This window comes from Pedobacter boryungensis (genome assembly GCF_013204825.1).
Classification (GTDB): Bacteria; Bacteroidota; Bacteroidia; order Sphingobacteriales; family Sphingobacteriaceae; genus Pedobacter; species Pedobacter boryungensis.
Genome location: NZ_JABMKV010000002.1, coordinates 396,343 through 413,833, shown reverse-complemented (window position 1 = coordinate 413,833; position 17,491 = coordinate 396,343). Strand labels below are relative to the sequence as shown.

Sequence of the window (17,491 nt, the reverse complement as noted above, 5' to 3'; positions counted from 1 at the left end):
GGAAAGTTCTAACGTAGCACTATAAATTATTTATCTTATTTTTACATTCTATAATTCACTTTATTAGATAATGAAAGAAACTCGAATAGAAGTAACTGTGTTAATGCCCGTTTTTAACAGTGAATTATATTTAAGAAATTCCATATCAAGCATTTTAAACCAATCATTTACTAATTTTGAGTTAATTATAATTAATGATGGCAGCACTGATGAAAGTGACAACATCATACGCTCCTTTAATGACAGCAGAATTAACTATGTGAACAATCCTTCTAATAAAGGAATAGTTGCTGTATTAAATGAAGGACTCAATTTAAGCAACGGTAAATATATTGCAAGAATGGATGCTGATGACATTGCTACTCCCCATCGACTTAAAATTCAATTACAATTTTTAAAAGCAAACCCCGAATATAAACTTTGTGGCACTTACGCCCTAAAGATGAATGAATATGGTGAGAAGAGTTCTAAAATTAGACCACCAAAACAATATGCAAATATTAAGGTTTCTCAACTCTTTAAGAACTCCTTCATTCATCCATCTGTAATGGCTGATGCGAGTATTATTAAGTCATTTGGTTATAAAGAAGAATATAAATATGCAGAAGATTATTTCCTTTTTTCTGAAATAATAATGCATCACAAAGCCATAAACATCGCTGATATCGGTCTTTATTATCGCGTACATAATGAAAGCATATCAGCAACGCGAATAAGCGAAATGAGCTTAAGCGAACGGAAAACCATGCAGTACTTGTTATCATTTTTATTTGATGAGGTAACTGAAAAAAGACTAATAATACATCATTCACTTCTACGACCAGAACAAAATGATGGTGTTAGTATTGATCAGATTGAACAACATCTTCTAGCAATTAAGCAAGCAAACCAATCCAAAAACATATATGTTAAAAATGTACTGGAAAAAAGATTACAAAAAGAATGGTTCAATGCTTTAATTAGAAGTTCCGAAAACAATAAATTATTGAAGTTCACTTCTTCAAATCTATTCTCTTTACGCTTTTTTAATCTTAAACAGTTCATTAAATTGTATTCCAATTGATATGCAACAAAAAGAACTAATTTCTATTGCGCTCTGCACATATAATGGAAGTAAATATATTGAGCAGCAAGTAAACAGTATACTTAATCAAAGCTATAAAAACATTGAAATTGTTGCTGTTGATGATAATTCTACTGATAATACCTATCACCTTTTAGAAAAATTACAAGAGCAACATGCACAGCTAAAGATTTATAGAAACGAAAAAAATTTAGGTTTCAATAAAAACTTTGAAAAAGCAATTAAGCTTTGTAATGGTAAATATATTGCAATAAGCGACCAAGATGATATTTGGCTTCCTCAAAAGCTAGAACTATTAGTAAATAATATTGGAAACAACTGGTTAATTTTCTCTAATTCTGAATGGGTAGATGAAAATGAAGTATCTATGGGAAAGCAGATACTAAATCCATCTTTTACCATGGAGGGTCGTGGGTTTAAAAGTATCTTGTTTTATAATTCAGTAACAGGTCATACCGTGTTATTTGATAAACAATTTGTAGATTATTTTACACCCATGCCTGCTAAAGGTTACTATGATTGGTGGATGGGTTTTGTAGCACTTTACCACAATAAAGCTACATGCCTAAACAAGTGTTTAACTTTACATCGAATGCATAATAGTTCGGTAACTAGTGGCGCTTATAGTAATGATAAAAAGCAGTTTAAAAAAGACCTGAATGTTGAGGCAGAGATACAATTAGAACAGTTTAAACATTACAAGAACTTAAAACCAAAGGATAAAAAATTCATTGAAAAAATAAGTTGTGAATACAGTAAAAATTTCAGCTTCTATTTAATGTGGTTATTATTGGTAAATTATCCAACCTATTTCCCTGACAAAAAACCGAGAAACTGGCTAAGTAGGCTAAATTTTGCTCGCAAGCTAAAATAACTTTAATGTATATTCACCATAATTCCCTATTTATCTTAGTAAATTAGCATGCTTATAAAAAGTATTTCATTAAATTTTATCCTTTTCAAGTAATAACTGAAAATGTATAAAAAGCACAAGATAATCAATACATTATGTCCCAATCTGTTTGCGCCGTATTAGTAACTTATAATAGAGTTAATCTTTTAAAAGAATGTATAACTTCTTTATTAAACCAAACAATTACACTAGATAAAATATGCATTGTAGATAATGGGTCAACCGATGAGACACCTCAATACCTACAAAGCATAGCTAGTGATAAAATAGAAATCATTACCCAAAGCAATGTTGGCAGTGCCGGCGGTTTTAATACGGCCATAAAATATGCTTATGAAAACAATTATGATTGGATTTGGACAATGGATGATGATGTTGAACCATTTATCGATTGCTTAGAACAACTACTTAAGCTTGGTGACATATCAAAATGTATTAACCCATTAAGATTATTTAAAGATAATGATGAAGTTTACGAATGGGAGCATTACTTTGATTATAGAACCTGCATGCCCATTGTGCACAACAACATGTCGCTTAGAAATAAAGAGTACTGTTTTGTAAATACCACTTGCTTTGAAGGAATGCTTATACACAGATCTATTGTAGAAAAAATAGGATTCCCTAATAAAGATTATTTTATTGCTGGCGATGATACAGAATATGGGGTACTAGCCAATCTTTATACAAATGTTGCTTATACTAAAACTGCAAAAATGTATAGAAAAAGGTTAGTAAGTTTAAATAAAATACGACCTCTACAAGCTTACTATGAGTTTAGAAATTTATTCTTATTGAAAAAGAATTTAAGGAAACATTTTTTACAAAGAAACAGTCCTTTCTTTTATAAAAACCTTTATAGAGAACTTAAATATCGTACAAAGCTTATTATAAAAGGGAAAGAATATACCATGGCGGAAAAGAAAGACCTTATTTCAAGAATGATTAGGGGAATTAGAGATGGTATTAAACTTTATAAAGTAAAAACTAATGAATAATAATACTTACAAAGTTTCTATAATTGTGCCTTGCTACAACCAAGCTAAATATTTGGAGCAGTGTTTTTCTTCATTAATTAATCAAACCTATGCTAATTGGGAATGTATCTTAGTTGATGACGGAAGTACTGATCATACAGAAAAAGTAGGAAAGGAATGGGCGCAAAAAGATGCACGAATTAAATACTACAAGAAGTCAAATGGTGGTTTAAGTTCTGCTAGAAATTTTGGATTAAATCATATTACCGGAGATTTTATACAATTTTTAGATGCTGATGATTTCCTTGCTCCATCAAAGTTTGAAAAGTCATTAAGCCAAGTTACGGTTAAAGATAATACTGTCATTATCACTAACTTCTTGCTCTTTGATGATAATAAACAAAAAGAAAAACCAGCTTACTGTAAACTCGAACAAAATTGTTTTAACCAAGAGGCTATTTTAATGGAATGGGATAAGCGCTTTACAATTCCAATAAATTGTGCTCTTTTTCCCTCAAATTTAACTGCTAACTATTTGTTTAGAGAAGATTTAAAAGCAAAAGAAGATTGGATATTCTGGTTGCAGATTTATCAGCACGAGCCCCAAACAATTTTTATAAATGAACCTTTAGCTTTTTATCGGGAAAACACTTCAGGAATGACACGTAAAGATGATTTTATGTTCGAAAATAAGATGAAGGCTATCAAAATAATAGAACAAATCATTAATAAACCTTCTCTTTTTAATACTTATTTAAGATATAACAACGATTATCTGCTGCATGAAAACCACAAACAGCTTAAGCAAATAAAACTTTTAAAGCATAAACGAACATTCAAATATAAATTAGAAAAGTTATTACGCCCTTTTACAGGAAAAAAGGACTAGGATTTAAATACTATTTGTAACCTTGTAAATTATCTGAAAATTTTATGAAATATGATTTCCTAATTGTTGGATCAGGACTTTTTGGGGCAACATTCGCCAATAGAGCAAAAGCTAAAGGAAAAACAGTGCTAGTTATTGACAAAAGAAATCATCAAGGTGGTAATATTTATTGTGAAAATGTTGAAGGAATAAACGTACATAAATACGGTCCACATATTTTCCATACCAATGATAAAACCATTTGGGACTTTGTAAATTCTTTCGTCGAATTCAATCGCTTTACTTATACGCCTGTTGCAAATTTTAAAGGGGATCTCTATAATTTACCCTTCAACATGAACACCTTTTATCAATTATGGAAAACCAAAACACCAGAAGAAGCAAAAACAATAATTGATCAGCAGATTTCTGAAAACCCAATTTCCACCCCAAAAAATTTAGAAGAACAAGCACTGAGTTTAGTCGGTAAAGACATCTATCTGAAACTGATTAAAGGATATACCGAGAAACAATGGGGCAGAAAAGCTACCGAATTACCCGCTTTTATTATCAAGCGTTTACCATTAAGATTTACTTTCGACAATAATTATTTCAACGATAAATATCAAGGCATTCCGATTGGTGGTTACAATAAATTAATCGACGGGCTTCTAGAGGGCATAGAAGTAAAATTAGGTGTCGATTTCTTTGAAGAGAGAGAAAGGTATAAAGATCTTGCACATAAAATTGTTTACACAGGTAAGCTCGATGAGTATTTCGATTATTCTTTAGGGCATTTACAATACAGAAGTCTAGCCTTTGAACACTCAGTATTAGATATTGAAAATTACCAGGGAAATGCAGCGATTAACTATACAGATTATGATACCCCTTATACTAGAATAGTAGAACACAAGCACTTTGAGTTTGGCAAACAAACAAAAACTGTAATTACCAAAGAATACCCGCTAGAATGGAGCAGTGAAAAAGAACCCTATTATCCAATAAACGATAAAAGGAACGAAGACTTGGCTAACCAATATAAAAAACTCAAAGAACAAGAGTCAAATGTTATTTTTGGCGGGCGCTTGGCCGAATATAAATATTACGACATGCACCAAGTAATTGGGGCAGCATTAAATGTTGCTAAAAAGGAATTTGAATAAGCTGAATTATCCTTTTACACCAATAAATTTCTTAAATCTCGTTCTAAGGATTAATTTGATAATTATAAGTGTTAATCCATAAACAATAATAAAACGAACAATTGAATAAATTATAGCGTTTACTGGTGACATTGTTTCTAGAGACAACTTCATTGGTCTAACAATTTCAGATAACACTAGTTCAATAATAATAAAATGAATTAAGTATATACCATAAGTAGTTTGTCGTGGTTGTAATAATTTCTGAATGGATTTCATTGAACCTAGCTTAAGTAAAATCCCAAACATTACAATTGAATATGCAATATTAGTTACACGTAAAGTATTGTAAGGATCCGCAATTTTCAGTTCCATAAGCTTAACCGTTTCGAGTGTTGCCAAAGAAAATAATATCAACGCAGCAACAATTAATATTATCATTGGCACTTTCCTTAAGAAGCCTATTATACTTTCATAATATCTATTCAAAAATACACCTAGCCAAAGGTATACCACAAACCCAAAGATTGCAGTAGTATGTTCTGCAGGGAACCAGCCATAGTATAAATTGACACTATACGTTAGAGAGATCAGTCCTAAGATAATGCCAAAGCCAACTTTATAAATATGTTTCTTGAATAAGAGTAAAACAACAATGCAGATCAGAAAATTTAAAATGAACCAGTAATTTGTATAAAATATAGTGTAAAAGAATTGCCCCAAGGTAGCATCATACCAAGTGGGGGGCAAATAAATTGCATCTCTTGTTTTGAAATACATAAAAATACTATGCGCATTCTTTAATAGGATAAATACTGCAATCCAAAATAGCCAAGGACCAATTGTGTTTTTGAAGCGATTTTTAAGGTACTCAAAAGGTGTATACTCCGTGAATTTATAATTGATTAAAAAGCCACTAATTAAAAAAAATACAATCGTTGCAAACTTTGCAAGTTGCATATAACCCGCCTGAATAACCTGACTACTTTGTTCGCTATACTTTATAAACCAGAAGGCAGATGAATGTTCAAATACAATTCCAAACATTGCTATGCCTCTAATAGAATCTATAAAATCGAAGTTCTTCTTTGTTGATTGTGAGGGCGTGATTTCTGACATTAATTAGTGTAGGTCGTGTAAATAAAAAAGAGTAACAAAAATCGCTCCTCAAATCTTAGAGCTACATAATTATTACAGGTTTAATGTAGCGTATTGGTATTTAAACATCCACTAAAACTAACCGTTGTTTAACAGCTAGAGGGCCTTAAAACAAAAAGGAGCCTAAATATTAGGCTCCTTTGTTTATTAAGTAAAAACAATATTACAGTTTACGCTTAACTTCTACTTGTTCGTAAGCTTCTACAATATCCCCAACTTCAATATTATTAAAGTTTTGAATGTTTAAACCACATTCATAGCCTTTAGCTACTTCTTTAACATCATCTTTAAAGCGTTTTAATGATGCCAATTCTCCAGTATAAATTACCACACCATCACGTACAATACGGATTTTGCTATTTCTAGTGATTTTACCATCTAATACCATACAACCTGCAATGGTACCCACTTTAGTAATTTTAAAGGTTTCTCTAATCTCAACGTTAGCCACAATTTTCTCTTCAAATTCTGGAGCTAACATACCTTCCATTGCCGCTTTAATCTCGTTGATAGCATCATAAATAATCGAGTATAAACGAATATCTATTTGTTCTTGTTCTGCTAATTTACGAGCTCCTGGCGAAGGACGTACCTGGAAACCGATGATGATTGCATCTGAAGCAGATGCTAACAATACATCAGATTCTGAAATCTGACCTACCGCTTTACCAATAATATTGATTTGTATTTCTTCAGTAGATAGTTTTAATAATGAATCGGCTAATGCTTCAATTGAACCATCCACATCACCTTTAACAATTAAGTTTAACTCTTTAAAGTTTCCAATTGCCAAACGACGACCAATTTCATCCAATGTAATGTGTTTCTGTGTACGCAAGCCTTGTTCACGCATTAATTGCAAACGTTTATTGGCAATTTCTCTCGCTTCAACTTCACTTTCCATTGCGTTGAACTTATCACCCGCTGTTGGAGCGCCTTGCATACCTAGTACTTGTACTGGTACAGATGGTCCTGCTTCACTTACTTTAGCTCCACGCTCATTGAACAAAGCTTTAACCCTACCACTATAACTACCTGCTAAAATTGGATCTCCAACTCTTAACGTACCAGCTTGTACTAATACTGTAGTTACAATACCACGACCTTTATCTAAAGTTGCTTCAATTACAGTACCAGTTGCTCTCTTATTAGGATTAGCTTGTAATTCTAATAATTCGGCCTCTAATAATACTTTATCTAATAGCAAATCAACATTTAATCCACTTTTGCTTGATATTTCTTGCGATTGGAATTTACCACCCCAATCTTCAACCAAAATATTCATTGCAGATAATTGTTCTTTAACCCTATCCGAATTTGCACCTGGCTTATCAATTTTTGTAAAGGCAAATACCAATGGTACACCCGCAGCCTGCGCATGGTTAATTGCCTCTTTTGTTTGAGGCATCACCGCATCATCTGCTGCAATTACAATAATTGCAATATCCGCTACTTTCGCACCACGAGCACGCATCGCTGTAAAGGCTTCGTGACCTGGTGTATCTAAAAACGTTACTTGTTTACCCGAGTTGGTCGTTACCTTATAGGCACCAATATGCTGTGTAATACCACCGGCCTCACCAGCTACCACATTCGCTTTACGAATATAATCTAGCAATGATGTTTTACCATGATCTACGTGACCCATGATGGTTACAACAGGAACTCTAGTTTCTAAATCTTCTGGTGCATCTTCTTCCTCAATAACACTATCTGCTTCTTCATCCGCTTTTACAAACTGGATTTCATAACCAAATTCATCAGCAACAATTGTTAAAGTCTCAGCATCCAAACGTTGGTTAATAGAAACGAACATACCCAAACTCATACAAGTACCAATAATTTTAGTTACAGGTACATCCATCATATTAGCTAATTCATTTGCCGTAACAAATTCGGTAACCTTTAATACTTTAGATTGTAATTGTTCTTCTGCTGCTGCTTCTTCTGCAGTTAATGCAACATCATCACGTTTTTGGCGACGAAGTTTAGCACGTTGTGCAAATTTACCAGATTTACCTGCACCACTTAAACGAGCAAGTGTTGCTTTAATCTGATCTTGTATTTCTTTTTCTGTTGGTTCTTCTTTAGGACCACTTGGCGCACCACCTGGTCTAGCATTTCTAAAGTTAGGACGACCACCAGCTGTATTGTTGGTGTTATTTCTAAAATCAGGTCTGTTACCAACATGTGGTGCAGGTGTTCCTGCGGGACGAGGTTGGTTTGTACCTTGTTGACCTTGATTTTGCTGACCTTGTCCTTGTTGAGGAGCATTAGGGCCACCAGGTGTTTTTTTACGTTTGCGTTTGCGTTTTGCTGCTTCGCTATCACCAGATGAGGCTACTGGTTGGTTTCTACGATCAGGTGTAGTTGGTAAAACAATTTTACCAATAATATTTGGTCCTGATAATTTTACCGAACGAGCTTTAATAACTTCATCATCAGGAGAAGTTGGCGTTTCTGCAACTGGAGCAACAGGCTGAGGTGCTTTTGGTTGTTCTTCAACCTTAGCTTCAACTACTGGAGCTTTTTCTTCTTTAACTTCAGCTGGTTTTTCTACTACTACCGGCGCTTCTGCTTTAGGAGCTTCAACAACTGGCGAAGTTTTCTTTTTAGCTTCAGGAGCTTTAACTTCAACAGGAGCTTCTTCCTTTTTAGCAGGACGAGTTTTACTGTTTAAATCGTTAAGATCAATTTTACCGACAATTTTAACACCAGGTAAAGATCCCTCTTCCGCTGCAGCTTCAACTTTAGCAGGTGCTTTTACAGGCTCCTCTACTTTAGTTTCAACAGGTTTTTCTTCCTTCGGCTTCTCAGCAGGAGGAGTATATGAATGAAGGTTTTTAATTAAAATACCTTCGTTTTCAAACTCTTGTTTTTTTCTAGGCACCTCAGGAGCTTTCTCAGCTACTTCGGGTTCATCACGACGAATTTTACCTATAACGATCTGATTGGCTTCTTCTTTTACGATTTTATCCCCCTGAAACTCTCGCAGTAATGTATCATACATATCCTTTGAAAGTTTTGTAGTGGGCTTATTTTCCACAGCAAAGCCTTTCTTACCTAGAAAATCTACGGCTGTAGCAATCCCTATGTTAAGCTCTTTGGCTGCTTTAAATAAAATTATGGCTTTGTCGTCTGACATTTATTATCCTATTTTTTACTAATTATATACAAAAGTAACGTTTATTCTTATTTATTCAAGCATAACACGTTATTCAAATTCCGATTGAAGAATTGCAATCACTTCTTTGATCGTTTCTTCTTCAAGATCGGTACGTTTTACTAATTCATCTACTGATAATGCTAAAACACTTTTTGCAGTATCGCAACCAATTGCTTTTAACTCATCAATAATCCAGCTATCAATTTCATCCGAGAATTCTTCGATATCCACATCTTCATCTTCTTCTCCAGCCTCGCGATAAACATCAATTTCATATCCTGTCAATTTACCTGCCAATTTAATGTTATGACCACCACGACCAATTGCTAATGAAACCTGATCTGGTTTTAAATAAACTGAAGCATGTTTTGTAACATCATCTAATTTAATAGAAGTGATTTTTGCAGGGCTCAAAGCACGTTGAATGTATAGTGAAATATTGTTTGTGAAATTAATAACATCAATATTTTCATTTTTTAATTCTCTTACAATTCCGTGAATACGAGAACCTTTCATACCAACACAAGCACCAACCGGATCAATTCTATCATCGTAACTTTCTACAGCAACTTTAGCACGTTCTCCTGGTTCGCGAACAATTTTCTTAATGGTAATTAAACCATCAAAAATTTCTGGAACTTCAATTTCGAACAAACGTTGTAAAAACTCTGGTGCAATTCTAGAAATGATAATTTTTGGAGTTGCATTCACCATATCAACTTTAGAAATTACAGCACGAACCGAATCTCCTTTTTTGAAATAATCTGCTGGAATTTGTTCAGTTTTAGGCATCATTAACTCATTGCCCTCATCGTCCAATACTAAAGTTTCTTTTTTCCAAACTTGGTAAACTTCACCTGTTACAATCTCACCAACTCTATCTTTATATTTTTTGAAGATTTCGTCTTTCTCTAATTCTAATACTTTAGAAACAAGGGTTTGACGAGCTGCTAAAATCGCTCTGCGACCAAAACTTTCTAATGTAATTTGCTCAATGTGATCATCTCCAACCTCTAGATCTGGATCTATCGTTTTCGCTTCAGCAAGTTCGATTTCTAAGTCGTCATCTTCCGAAAACCCATCTTCCATTACTTTTCTAGTTCTCCAGATTTCCAAATCGCCATTATCTGGGTTCACAATTACGTCACAGTTTTCGTCTGTTCCATATTTTTTACGCAACATACTGCGAAATACCTCTTCCAGCACACTAATTACTGTAGGGCGGTCGATATTTTTGAAGTCTTTAAACTCCTGAAATGAATCGATTAAATTAATATTGCTCATTTGTTATTTAAATGAAATTAAAACCTTTGTTTCTACTATTGTATTAAACTCAATTTGGCTTTCTACCAATTGGGCTTTTTTACCTTTTTCCTTAACTTTCTCTTCTATCGAGATTGCATTATCATCAACTGAAAGCAATTTGCCTTCTTTTTTTTCTCCATTGGAAAGTTTAACGCTCAATTCTCTGCCAATATTTTTATGGTATTGACGGTTTAATTGAAGTGGCTCACCAACTCCTGGAGACGAAACTTCTAAATTGTAAGCCTTTTCAATTGTGTTTTCCTCTTCTAAATGAAACCCAACATGCCTACTAATTGCTGCACAATCCTGAATACTTATGCCCTCATCACCATCTACATGGATAATAAGTTTGTTATTTGGCAGCATTTTGATGTTTACCAAAAACAGTTCAGGTCTATCCGCAATCTTTTCCTCTACAAGCTCTTTAACTCTTTTTTCTACCTGCATATCCTAATTTGTTGTAAAAGAAAAGAGGGGACTCTGTCCCCTCTTCTTCCTCTATTACGGTGCAAATGTACGAATATTTTTTCAAAAAAATAAAAAAGCCTACAAATGAGCTATTTATTATCGCCTTAAAATTTGTTGTTGAGCCTTCACCTTATGCCCAACCTCAGATTTTATAATTTCTTTACCCCTAGCAAATTGTGTATTTAACATTGTTTCTACCAAATATGATTTGCCTTTTATAAATGGATTTGCTGGAGTAAATACTAAACTATCACCAGTAATACTCAATTTTCCAGGCCATTCAACTTCCATACTTGTCGAATCATCATCAGCAGGGGTTTGTAAAACCGATACTAAATTTTGATACGCCGTATCTGTATTTATGTTATTTTTAAGCTGCAAAAGACCTGCCGGCTCAATATTGCTAATCACAACTGCGCTGCTATCTTTAGAAAAATGGATTGATAATGGCTTACTATTTGTATTACAGCTAATCAAGGTAAGGCATAAAAGCCAAATTGATAGTTTTAAATATTTAAACATTTACTAAATTAACATTATAAACCCTTTAGGATTAAATTCTTTAATCTTAAAGACCACAATTAACAATTAAATAAATATATAAAAAAGATGAAATTAATATTAGAAATTTTACTAATGGGCTTGGCTATGATGTTTGGATCATATATTGTCCCTGGTGTTAGCGTAGATGGTTATGGTAGTGCAATTATTGCTGCCGTTTTAATTGCAGTAGCCAATGCCACTATTGGATTACTTTTAAGAATTTTTACATTCCCTCTAAATGTATTAACCTTAGGTTTAATCTCATTTATTATTACCGTACTAATGATTTTATTGGTAGATAGCTGGATGACCGGATTTAATACAACTGGTTTCTTAGCTGCAGCAATTCTGGCCATAGCTGTATCAATTATTAAAATGATATTGGACTCTATTTTTGGAGTAGAGAAAAATTAGTCGGCAAGACCGAAAAGTCAGAAAGAGATTCTAAATCACTTTCTGACTTTCTGACTAAAAACTTCTGACTATTTATGATAAAATGCTTCGGCTAATTACCATTTTCTGAATTTCAGATGTGCCTTCATAAATCTGCGTGATTTTTGCATCTCTCATTAATCGTTCTACGTGATATTCTTTTACAAAGCCATAACCTCCATGTATTTGTATCGCTTCAACTGTAACATCCATGGCTACTTTACTTGCAAATAATTTTGCCATAGAACCAGCCAAGGTATAAGATTGACCTTGGTCTTTTAACCAAGCTGCTTTATAAACCAACATCCTAGCCGCCTCGATTTGTGTAGCCATATCCGCAAGTTTAAAAGCAATTGCTTGATGATCTGAAATTGGCTTACCGAAAGCTTTACGTTGTTTCGAATACTCAAGCGCTAACTCATATGCGCCTGCTGCGATACCCAATGCTTGGGCTGCAATACCAATTCTACCGCCTTCTAAGGTTTTCATTGCAAAAGAAAATCCAAATCCATCTTCTCCAATTCTATTTTCTTTTGGAACTTTCACATCATTAAACATTAATGAATGTGTATCAGAGCCACGAATACCCAACTTATTTTCTTTCGGACCAATGGTAAATCCGGGTGTCCCTTTTTCTACAATAAAAGCATTAATACCTTTATGTCTCAATTCTTTATGCGTTTGTGCAATTACTAAATATGTACTTGCAGTACTACCATTTGTAATCCAATTTTTTGTGCCGTTTAATAAATAATAATCCCCTTTATCTTCAGCGGTAGTTTGTTGAGATGTGGCATCAGAACCTGCTTCTGGCTCAGAAAGGCAAAAAGCGCCAATTTTTTCTCCAGAAGCTAATGGCTTTAAATACTTTTCTTTTTGTGCTTCGTTTGCATAAGCTTCTAATCCGTAGCAAACCAATGAATTATTTACAGAAACCACTACCGATGCAGAAGCATCAATTTTTGATAACTCTTCCATCACCAAAACATATGAAACAGCATCCATGCCACTTCCATTATATTTCGGGTCAACCATCATTCCTAAAAATCCAAGTTCGCCCAGTTTTTTAACCTGCTCCGTTGGAAATTTCTGATGTTCATCTCTCTCGATAACTCCAGGCTTTAATTCTGTTTGGGCAAAATCTCTAGCAGCCTGCTGTATCATCAATTGTTCTTCGCTTAACTCAAAAAGCATAATTATGATTTATAAATGGTAAGATTTTCCAAATTTAGTATTTCTAAATTAAATTACTATGGTTGCATAGTAATTTTTTACCTAAAATAGGATGAAGTGTAAATTTAACACAGCCGCTTAGGACAGTCAGATTTTAGTTGCTTTTTGTTGTAATTATTGCCGGAACAATAATTTAGAGAGAAATTCTCCAAACTTAGTCGCCTTCATTTAGCTTTTGTTCAGCTAACCCAAAGATAATTTTTAAGCAGGCTTAAATTCAAAATTTAGCATTCATTTCTCCCACACTTCTCCCAGTCTTCTCCTACATTTCTCCTGAAAAATGCCCTTTGAGCAGAACAAACCTAGGACAATCCTCGAACAACTCTAGGACAAGATCACTTTTTTACTGACATTTCCGGACAAGTACAGACATTTTCGGACATTTAAAACCACGTGGTTAATGTGCGAAAACTTAAAATTTCCAAAGAAGAATTTTATTTCAAGAGTTTGTTATTATCGTCTGGAAAAACAAGAATGGGTTGATATTTTTTCGCCTCTTCTATAGGTAAAGAGCCATAAGACATGATAATTAAAATATCGCCAACTTGAACTTTTCTAGCGGTAGCACCATTTAGGCAAATAGTACCAGTACCACGCTCACCCCTAATTGCGTAGGTTTCAAAACGTTCGCCATTGTTATTGTTTACAATTTGAACTTTTTCATTTGCGATAATATTAGCCGCATCTAATAAATCTTCATCTATTGTAATACTGCCAACGTAGTTTAATTCTGCCTGCGTTACTTTAACACGGTGTATTTTCGATTTAAGAATCTCGATAATCATAGTGCAAAGTTAGCAATAAGTTTTTGTTAAGTAATTGGAAAGTTGAAAGCTTGGAAGGTTTAAACATTACAACTTTACAATCTTACAACATTCTAATTCAAAAGCATATTATCTATCAACCTTGTTTGCCCCACTTTTGCAGCTACAAGTGCAACGGGGTATTTAGCTGTTTTATTTTCGATAGGCAATAAAGTTTCCCCATCCGCAATAGTAAAATAGTCTAATTCAACACCTTCAGTTTCATTCATCATCGTTTTAGCCCCATCTAATAATTGTACTAAACTCAACTGCTTAAAATTATCCTTCACGTATTGTAACGCTTTGCTTAATACTAAAGCATTTTTTCTATCAGTTTCAGATAAATGGATATTTCTAGAGCTCATGGCCAATCCATCATCTTCTCTTATAATAGGACAGGAAACAATCTCTACAGGCATGTTAAAATACTTCACCATGTTTTTAATCATTAGCACCTGCTGGAAATCTTTTTGACCAAAAAAAGCAATATCTGGATGTACCGCATCAAACAGTTTTTTCACAATTTGTGTAACACCTTGGTAATGACCTTTCCTAAATTCTCCTTCTAGCAAAAATTCTGCACTACCCAAATCGATATGCCAATTTTCTGGATTTGGAAAGGTAGGATACATTTCTTTAACCGATGGCATAAATACGACATCGCAACCAGCATCACTTAACATTTTTATATCGTGTTCTAGTGGCCTCGGATACTTTTCTAAATCTTTAGGATCTGTGAATTGGGTAGGATTTACAAAAATGCTACACACTACTATATCAGCTTGGTGTTGTGCGATTTCAATAAGTGATAAATGACCTTTGTGCAACGCACCCATTGTAGGTACCAGTGCTATTTTAGATTTTGTCTTCTGCAATGGCGTTAACAGTAATTGCAGCGCTGAGATTGTATGTATAATTTCCAAATTACCAATTGGTTTTAAAGGCTCAAAGTTGAACATTTATCTAAAACTTACAAAGCCTATTGCACAAGTTATTGATAAATATTAATATTATGCGTACCTTTGCCCCTTGATAATCTTTAAATTAACATAATTTAATATACACTATGGAGATGGCAAAAACGAAGCTACTGATTGTTACACACGAGATGTCGCCTTTCCTCGAACTCACTAAAATTTCAGAAATTACCCGTCAATTACCACAAGCAATGCAAGAAAAAGGATTTGAAATCCGCATCTTGATGCCAAGGTTTGGCAACATTAACGAAAGAAGAAACAGGTTACACGAGGTTATCCGTTTATCTGGTATGAACATTATTATTGACGATAATGATAATCCGTTAATTATAAAAGTTGCATCAATTCCTGCTGCACGCATGCAAGTTTATTTCTTAGATAATGAAGATTATTTTCAAAGAAAATATGTTTTCAGAGATAAGGAAAACAAGTTTTATGCAGACAATGATGAGCGTACAATTTTCTTTTGCAAAGGCGCTTTAGAAACTGTTAAAAAATTAGGTTGGGCACCAGATATTGTTCATTGCCATGGCTGGATGACATCTTTAGTACCTGCTTACATTAAAACAACTTATAAAAACGATCCTACATTTAAAAATTCTAAAGTAGTATATTCTGTTTACGAGAATTGCTTTACTGAAACCTTAAATGCTGATTTGCATAAAAAAGCGGTAATGAACAACATGACCGAAGAGGATACAAAAGCATTTATTAACGCAGACTGTAACAGCTTGCATATGGGGGCAATAACCCATTCTGACGCCGTTGTTTTGGCTGACGAAAACTTAGATAAAGATGTGTTAAAATTTGTTAAAGATTCTAATAAGCCAACTTTAGCCTTTAATTTAACCGAAAATTACGAGAACTTCTTCAGTTTTTATGAAGAAATCTCTGATGAGGAATTGGTTTCAGTAGCTTAAAAGCGAGCATTATTTTAATATTAAATATGAAATTTTCAAAACTAGACTTATTAACCCTGTTGATAAGTCTTTTTCTTTTCGCATCATGCGAAAACACGTCAACCATAGGACTAGAAGTAGACCCTAGTAGCGCAATACAAGGTTCTTTAGTCGATTCGATTACAATTACCTCCCGTACTATAAAAGAGGATGAAATATCTACTGTTTCTGCCGTTAGGCATCCTTTAGGTTATATGAAAGATCCACTATTTGGAACAACTGAATCGAGTTTAGCAATGGCTGTTAATTTACCAAATGATGCGTACGATTTTGGAACTACGCCTGTTATCGATTCAGCAATTTTAGTTTTAAATTATGGTAGTGAATTTTATGGAGATAGCACATTAACGTATAGTATTGATGTGCATCCGTTAAATATTAATATTTCAAAAGAATCTTCCTTTTTAAGTAATAGAAATTGGACTTACAATAATCAATTGATAGGAAATAAAACTGGAAAATTATATCCAACAACTAAATATAAAGTTAACGACATTGTAGTTGGAAAAGCTGATACATTAAAAACTGTTACACCACAGATAAGAATACCTTTGGATAAAACATTTATTCAAAATAATATTGCCAATTTGAGTTCGGCGAGTTTAAAAACTAACTCGGATTTTAATGGGGCTTTTAATGGTTTACATGTTCAAATAAATAAAACAAACTCCACTGGTAATGGAGGTATAGCTTTCTTTGATTTTGCAGGTACTACTTCTGCACTAGTGTTATATTATAAAAAGCAAAATGCGACTACTACTACATTAAAAGATACGGTTTCCATTAATTTCCCAATTGTTAACCCTGTTGTTGCAGCAACTATTAAACATGATTATTCTGGCACTCCAGTTGCCAATCAATTAGCTGCCCCAACAGTGCAGCAACCCGTAACATACTTACAGCCATTAGTTGGTTTAAGAAATAAAATTACTTTCCCTTATCTAAGCAAATTTGCAGCTAATATTGGTAAGATTGTGATTAACAAAGCAGAGTTGGTAATAGATGTGAGTACAGGAACAGATGTGCTTCCTTATGGTGCAGCTCCAAGACTTTCACTTTATAGATATGATATTGCAGAGCAAAGACAGAATGTACCCGATAATAACGCAGCAACACAGTACACTAGTGGAGACCCTCGCTCGTTGGACCCAAGGATTTTTGGCGGATATTATAATTCGGTAACTAAACAATATGTTTTTGTGGTAACTAGTTATATCCAAGATTTATTGGATGGAAAAACTACAGATTATGGCACCTTTTTGGCGACAACGCCTACCAATGAATATCAAATTTATCCATCTATTTCTACTGCGGCAAGATCGGTAATTGGCTCGTTTAAAAAGTCTCCTGTTGCAGGCGATAATTTGATGAAATTGAATATCTATTATACTAAAATAAACTAAAAATTTATTTCACGCAACCGTTTGATTAATCACTCAAAAGCAATACTTTTGAGTGAT

At 33.7% G+C, this 17,491-nt stretch carries 16 protein-coding genes; 8 read left to right on the top strand and 8 right to left on the bottom strand.

Annotated elements, in window-relative coordinates; translation table 11 throughout:
• Positions 1-70: 70 nt before the first annotated feature.
• The 5 genes from HQN85_RS08330 to glf all read left to right on the top strand — a co-directional run bounded on the left by HQN85_RS08330 (position 71) and on the right by glf (position 5,008).
• Complete coding sequence (locus HQN85_RS08330; protein WP_173271141.1) at positions 71-1,063, top strand: glycosyltransferase family 2 protein; 993 nt, start codon at positions 71-73, stop codon at positions 1,061-1,063.
• A 1-nt stretch (position 1,064) separates the two neighbouring features.
• Positions 1,065-1,958: a glycosyltransferase gene (locus HQN85_RS08325; protein ID WP_173271139.1), complete on the top strand. Its 894-nt coding sequence runs from the start codon at positions 1,065-1,067 to the stop codon at positions 1,956-1,958.
• 134 nt (positions 1,959-2,092) lie between these two features.
• A complete protein-coding gene (locus HQN85_RS08320) occupies positions 2,093-2,995 on the top strand; it encodes a glycosyltransferase family 2 protein (RefSeq protein ID WP_173271137.1) in 903 nt (300 codons plus the stop codon).
• Complete coding sequence (locus tag HQN85_RS08315) at positions 2,988-3,863, top strand: glycosyltransferase family 2 protein (protein ID WP_173271135.1); 876 nt, start codon at positions 2,988-2,990, stop codon at positions 3,861-3,863. Before HQN85_RS08320 ends, HQN85_RS08315 begins: the two co-directional genes overlap by 8 nt.
• Before the next feature lie 44 nt (positions 3,864-3,907).
• Positions 3,908-5,008 carry a UDP-galactopyranose mutase gene (glf, locus tag HQN85_RS08310; RefSeq protein ID WP_173271133.1) on the top strand — a complete coding sequence of 367 codons (1,101 nt, stop codon included), beginning with the start codon at positions 3,908-3,910 and terminating at the stop codon, positions 5,006-5,008.
• A gap of 6 nt (positions 5,009-5,014) precedes the next feature.
• Here glf and HQN85_RS08305 read toward each other — a convergent pair whose 3' ends face one another.
• From HQN85_RS08305 to HQN85_RS08285, 5 genes are all read right to left on the bottom strand, one after another.
• Positions 5,015-6,106 (bottom strand): acyltransferase family protein, encoded by a 1,092-nt coding sequence (locus tag HQN85_RS08305; protein ID WP_173271131.1) that lies wholly within the window; start codon positions 6,104-6,106, stop codon positions 5,015-5,017.
• Positions 6,107-6,308: 202 nt separating this feature from the next.
• The gene (gene infB / locus HQN85_RS08300) at positions 6,309-9,290 is read right to left on the bottom strand and encodes a translation initiation factor IF-2 (protein ID WP_173271129.1); all 2,982 of its coding nucleotides are present in this window, start codon (positions 9,288-9,290) and stop codon (positions 6,309-6,311) included.
• A 69-nt stretch (positions 9,291-9,359) separates the two neighbouring features.
• Entirely contained in the window at positions 9,360-10,595 is a 1,236-nt protein-coding gene (gene nusA / locus HQN85_RS08295) for a transcription termination factor NusA (protein WP_173271127.1), read from the bottom strand.
• Between the two features lie 3 nt (positions 10,596-10,598).
• Positions 10,599-11,063, bottom strand: a complete 465-nt coding sequence (rimP, locus tag HQN85_RS08290; protein WP_173271125.1) for a ribosome assembly cofactor RimP — start codon at positions 11,061-11,063, stop codon at positions 10,599-10,601.
• Between the two features lie 117 nt (positions 11,064-11,180).
• On the bottom strand, positions 11,181-11,606 hold the full coding sequence (locus HQN85_RS08285) for a hypothetical protein (protein WP_173271123.1): 426 nt from the start codon (positions 11,604-11,606) through the stop codon (positions 11,181-11,183).
• Between the two features lie 87 nt (positions 11,607-11,693).
• On the opposite strand from HQN85_RS08285, the gene HQN85_RS08280 reads away from it, so the two are divergent.
• Positions 11,694-12,041, top strand: coding sequence for a phage holin family protein (locus tag HQN85_RS08280; protein ID WP_173271121.1), 348 nt, complete (start codon positions 11,694-11,696; stop codon positions 12,039-12,041).
• Positions 12,042-12,113: 72 nt separating this feature from the next.
• On the opposite strand, the gene HQN85_RS08275 is transcribed toward HQN85_RS08280, so the two are convergent.
• From HQN85_RS08275 to panC, 3 genes are all read right to left on the bottom strand, one after another.
• Entirely contained in the window at positions 12,114-13,253 is a 1,140-nt protein-coding gene (locus HQN85_RS08275; RefSeq protein WP_173271119.1) for an acyl-CoA dehydrogenase, read from the bottom strand.
• A gap of 473 nt (positions 13,254-13,726) precedes the next feature.
• Positions 13,727-14,077, bottom strand: coding sequence for an aspartate 1-decarboxylase (gene panD / locus HQN85_RS08270; protein WP_173271117.1), 351 nt, complete (start codon positions 14,075-14,077; stop codon positions 13,727-13,729).
• A gap of 92 nt (positions 14,078-14,169) precedes the next feature.
• Positions 14,170-15,018, bottom strand: coding sequence for a pantoate--beta-alanine ligase (gene panC, locus HQN85_RS08265; RefSeq protein WP_173272545.1), 849 nt, complete (start codon positions 15,016-15,018; stop codon positions 14,170-14,172).
• Between the two features lie 149 nt (positions 15,019-15,167).
• Between panC and HQN85_RS08260 the strand changes: the two genes are divergently transcribed.
• The gene (locus tag HQN85_RS08260) at positions 15,168-15,992 is read left to right on the top strand and encodes a glycogen/starch synthase (protein ID WP_173271115.1); all 825 of its coding nucleotides are present in this window, start codon (positions 15,168-15,170) and stop codon (positions 15,990-15,992) included.
• A gap of 26 nt (positions 15,993-16,018) precedes the next feature.
• A complete protein-coding gene (locus HQN85_RS08255; protein ID WP_173271113.1) occupies positions 16,019-17,434 on the top strand; it encodes a DUF4270 domain-containing protein in 1,416 nt (471 codons plus the stop codon).
• Positions 17,435-17,491: the final 57 nt, after the last annotated feature.

Coding starts and splice junctions, on each gene's coding strand:
- HQN85_RS08330 (WP_173271141.1), top strand. CDS start 71: ATGAAAGAAACTCGAATAGAAGTAACTGTGTTAATGCCCGTTTTTAAC.
- HQN85_RS08325 (WP_173271139.1), top strand. CDS start 1,065: ATGCAACAAAAAGAACTAATTTCTATTGCGCTCTGCACATATAATGGA.
- HQN85_RS08320 (WP_173271137.1), top strand. CDS start 2,093: ATGTCCCAATCTGTTTGCGCCGTATTAGTAACTTATAATAGAGTTAAT.
- HQN85_RS08315 (WP_173271135.1), top strand. CDS start 2,988: ATGAATAATAATACTTACAAAGTTTCTATAATTGTGCCTTGCTACAAC.
- glf (WP_173271133.1), top strand. CDS start 3,908: ATGAAATATGATTTCCTAATTGTTGGATCAGGACTTTTTGGGGCAACA.
- HQN85_RS08305 (WP_173271131.1), bottom strand. CDS start 6,106: ATGTCAGAAATCACGCCCTCACAATCAACAAAGAAGAACTTCGATTTT.
- infB (WP_173271129.1), bottom strand. CDS start 9,290: ATGTCAGACGACAAAGCCATAATTTTATTTAAAGCAGCCAAAGAGCTT.
- nusA (WP_173271127.1), bottom strand. CDS start 10,595: ATGAGCAATATTAATTTAATCGATTCATTTCAGGAGTTTAAAGACTTC.
- rimP (WP_173271125.1), bottom strand. CDS start 11,063: ATGCAGGTAGAAAAAAGAGTTAAAGAGCTTGTAGAGGAAAAGATTGCG.
- HQN85_RS08285 (WP_173271123.1), bottom strand. CDS start 11,606: ATGTTTAAATATTTAAAACTATCAATTTGGCTTTTATGCCTTACCTTG.
- HQN85_RS08280 (WP_173271121.1), top strand. CDS start 11,694: ATGAAATTAATATTAGAAATTTTACTAATGGGCTTGGCTATGATGTTT.
- HQN85_RS08275 (WP_173271119.1), bottom strand. CDS start 13,253: ATGCTTTTTGAGTTAAGCGAAGAACAATTGATGATACAGCAGGCTGCT.
- panD (WP_173271117.1), bottom strand. CDS start 14,077: ATGATTATCGAGATTCTTAAATCGAAAATACACCGTGTTAAAGTAACG.
- HQN85_RS08260 (WP_173271115.1), top strand. CDS start 15,168: ATGGCAAAAACGAAGCTACTGATTGTTACACACGAGATGTCGCCTTTC.
- HQN85_RS08255 (WP_173271113.1), top strand. CDS start 16,019: ATGAAATTTTCAAAACTAGACTTATTAACCCTGTTGATAAGTCTTTTT.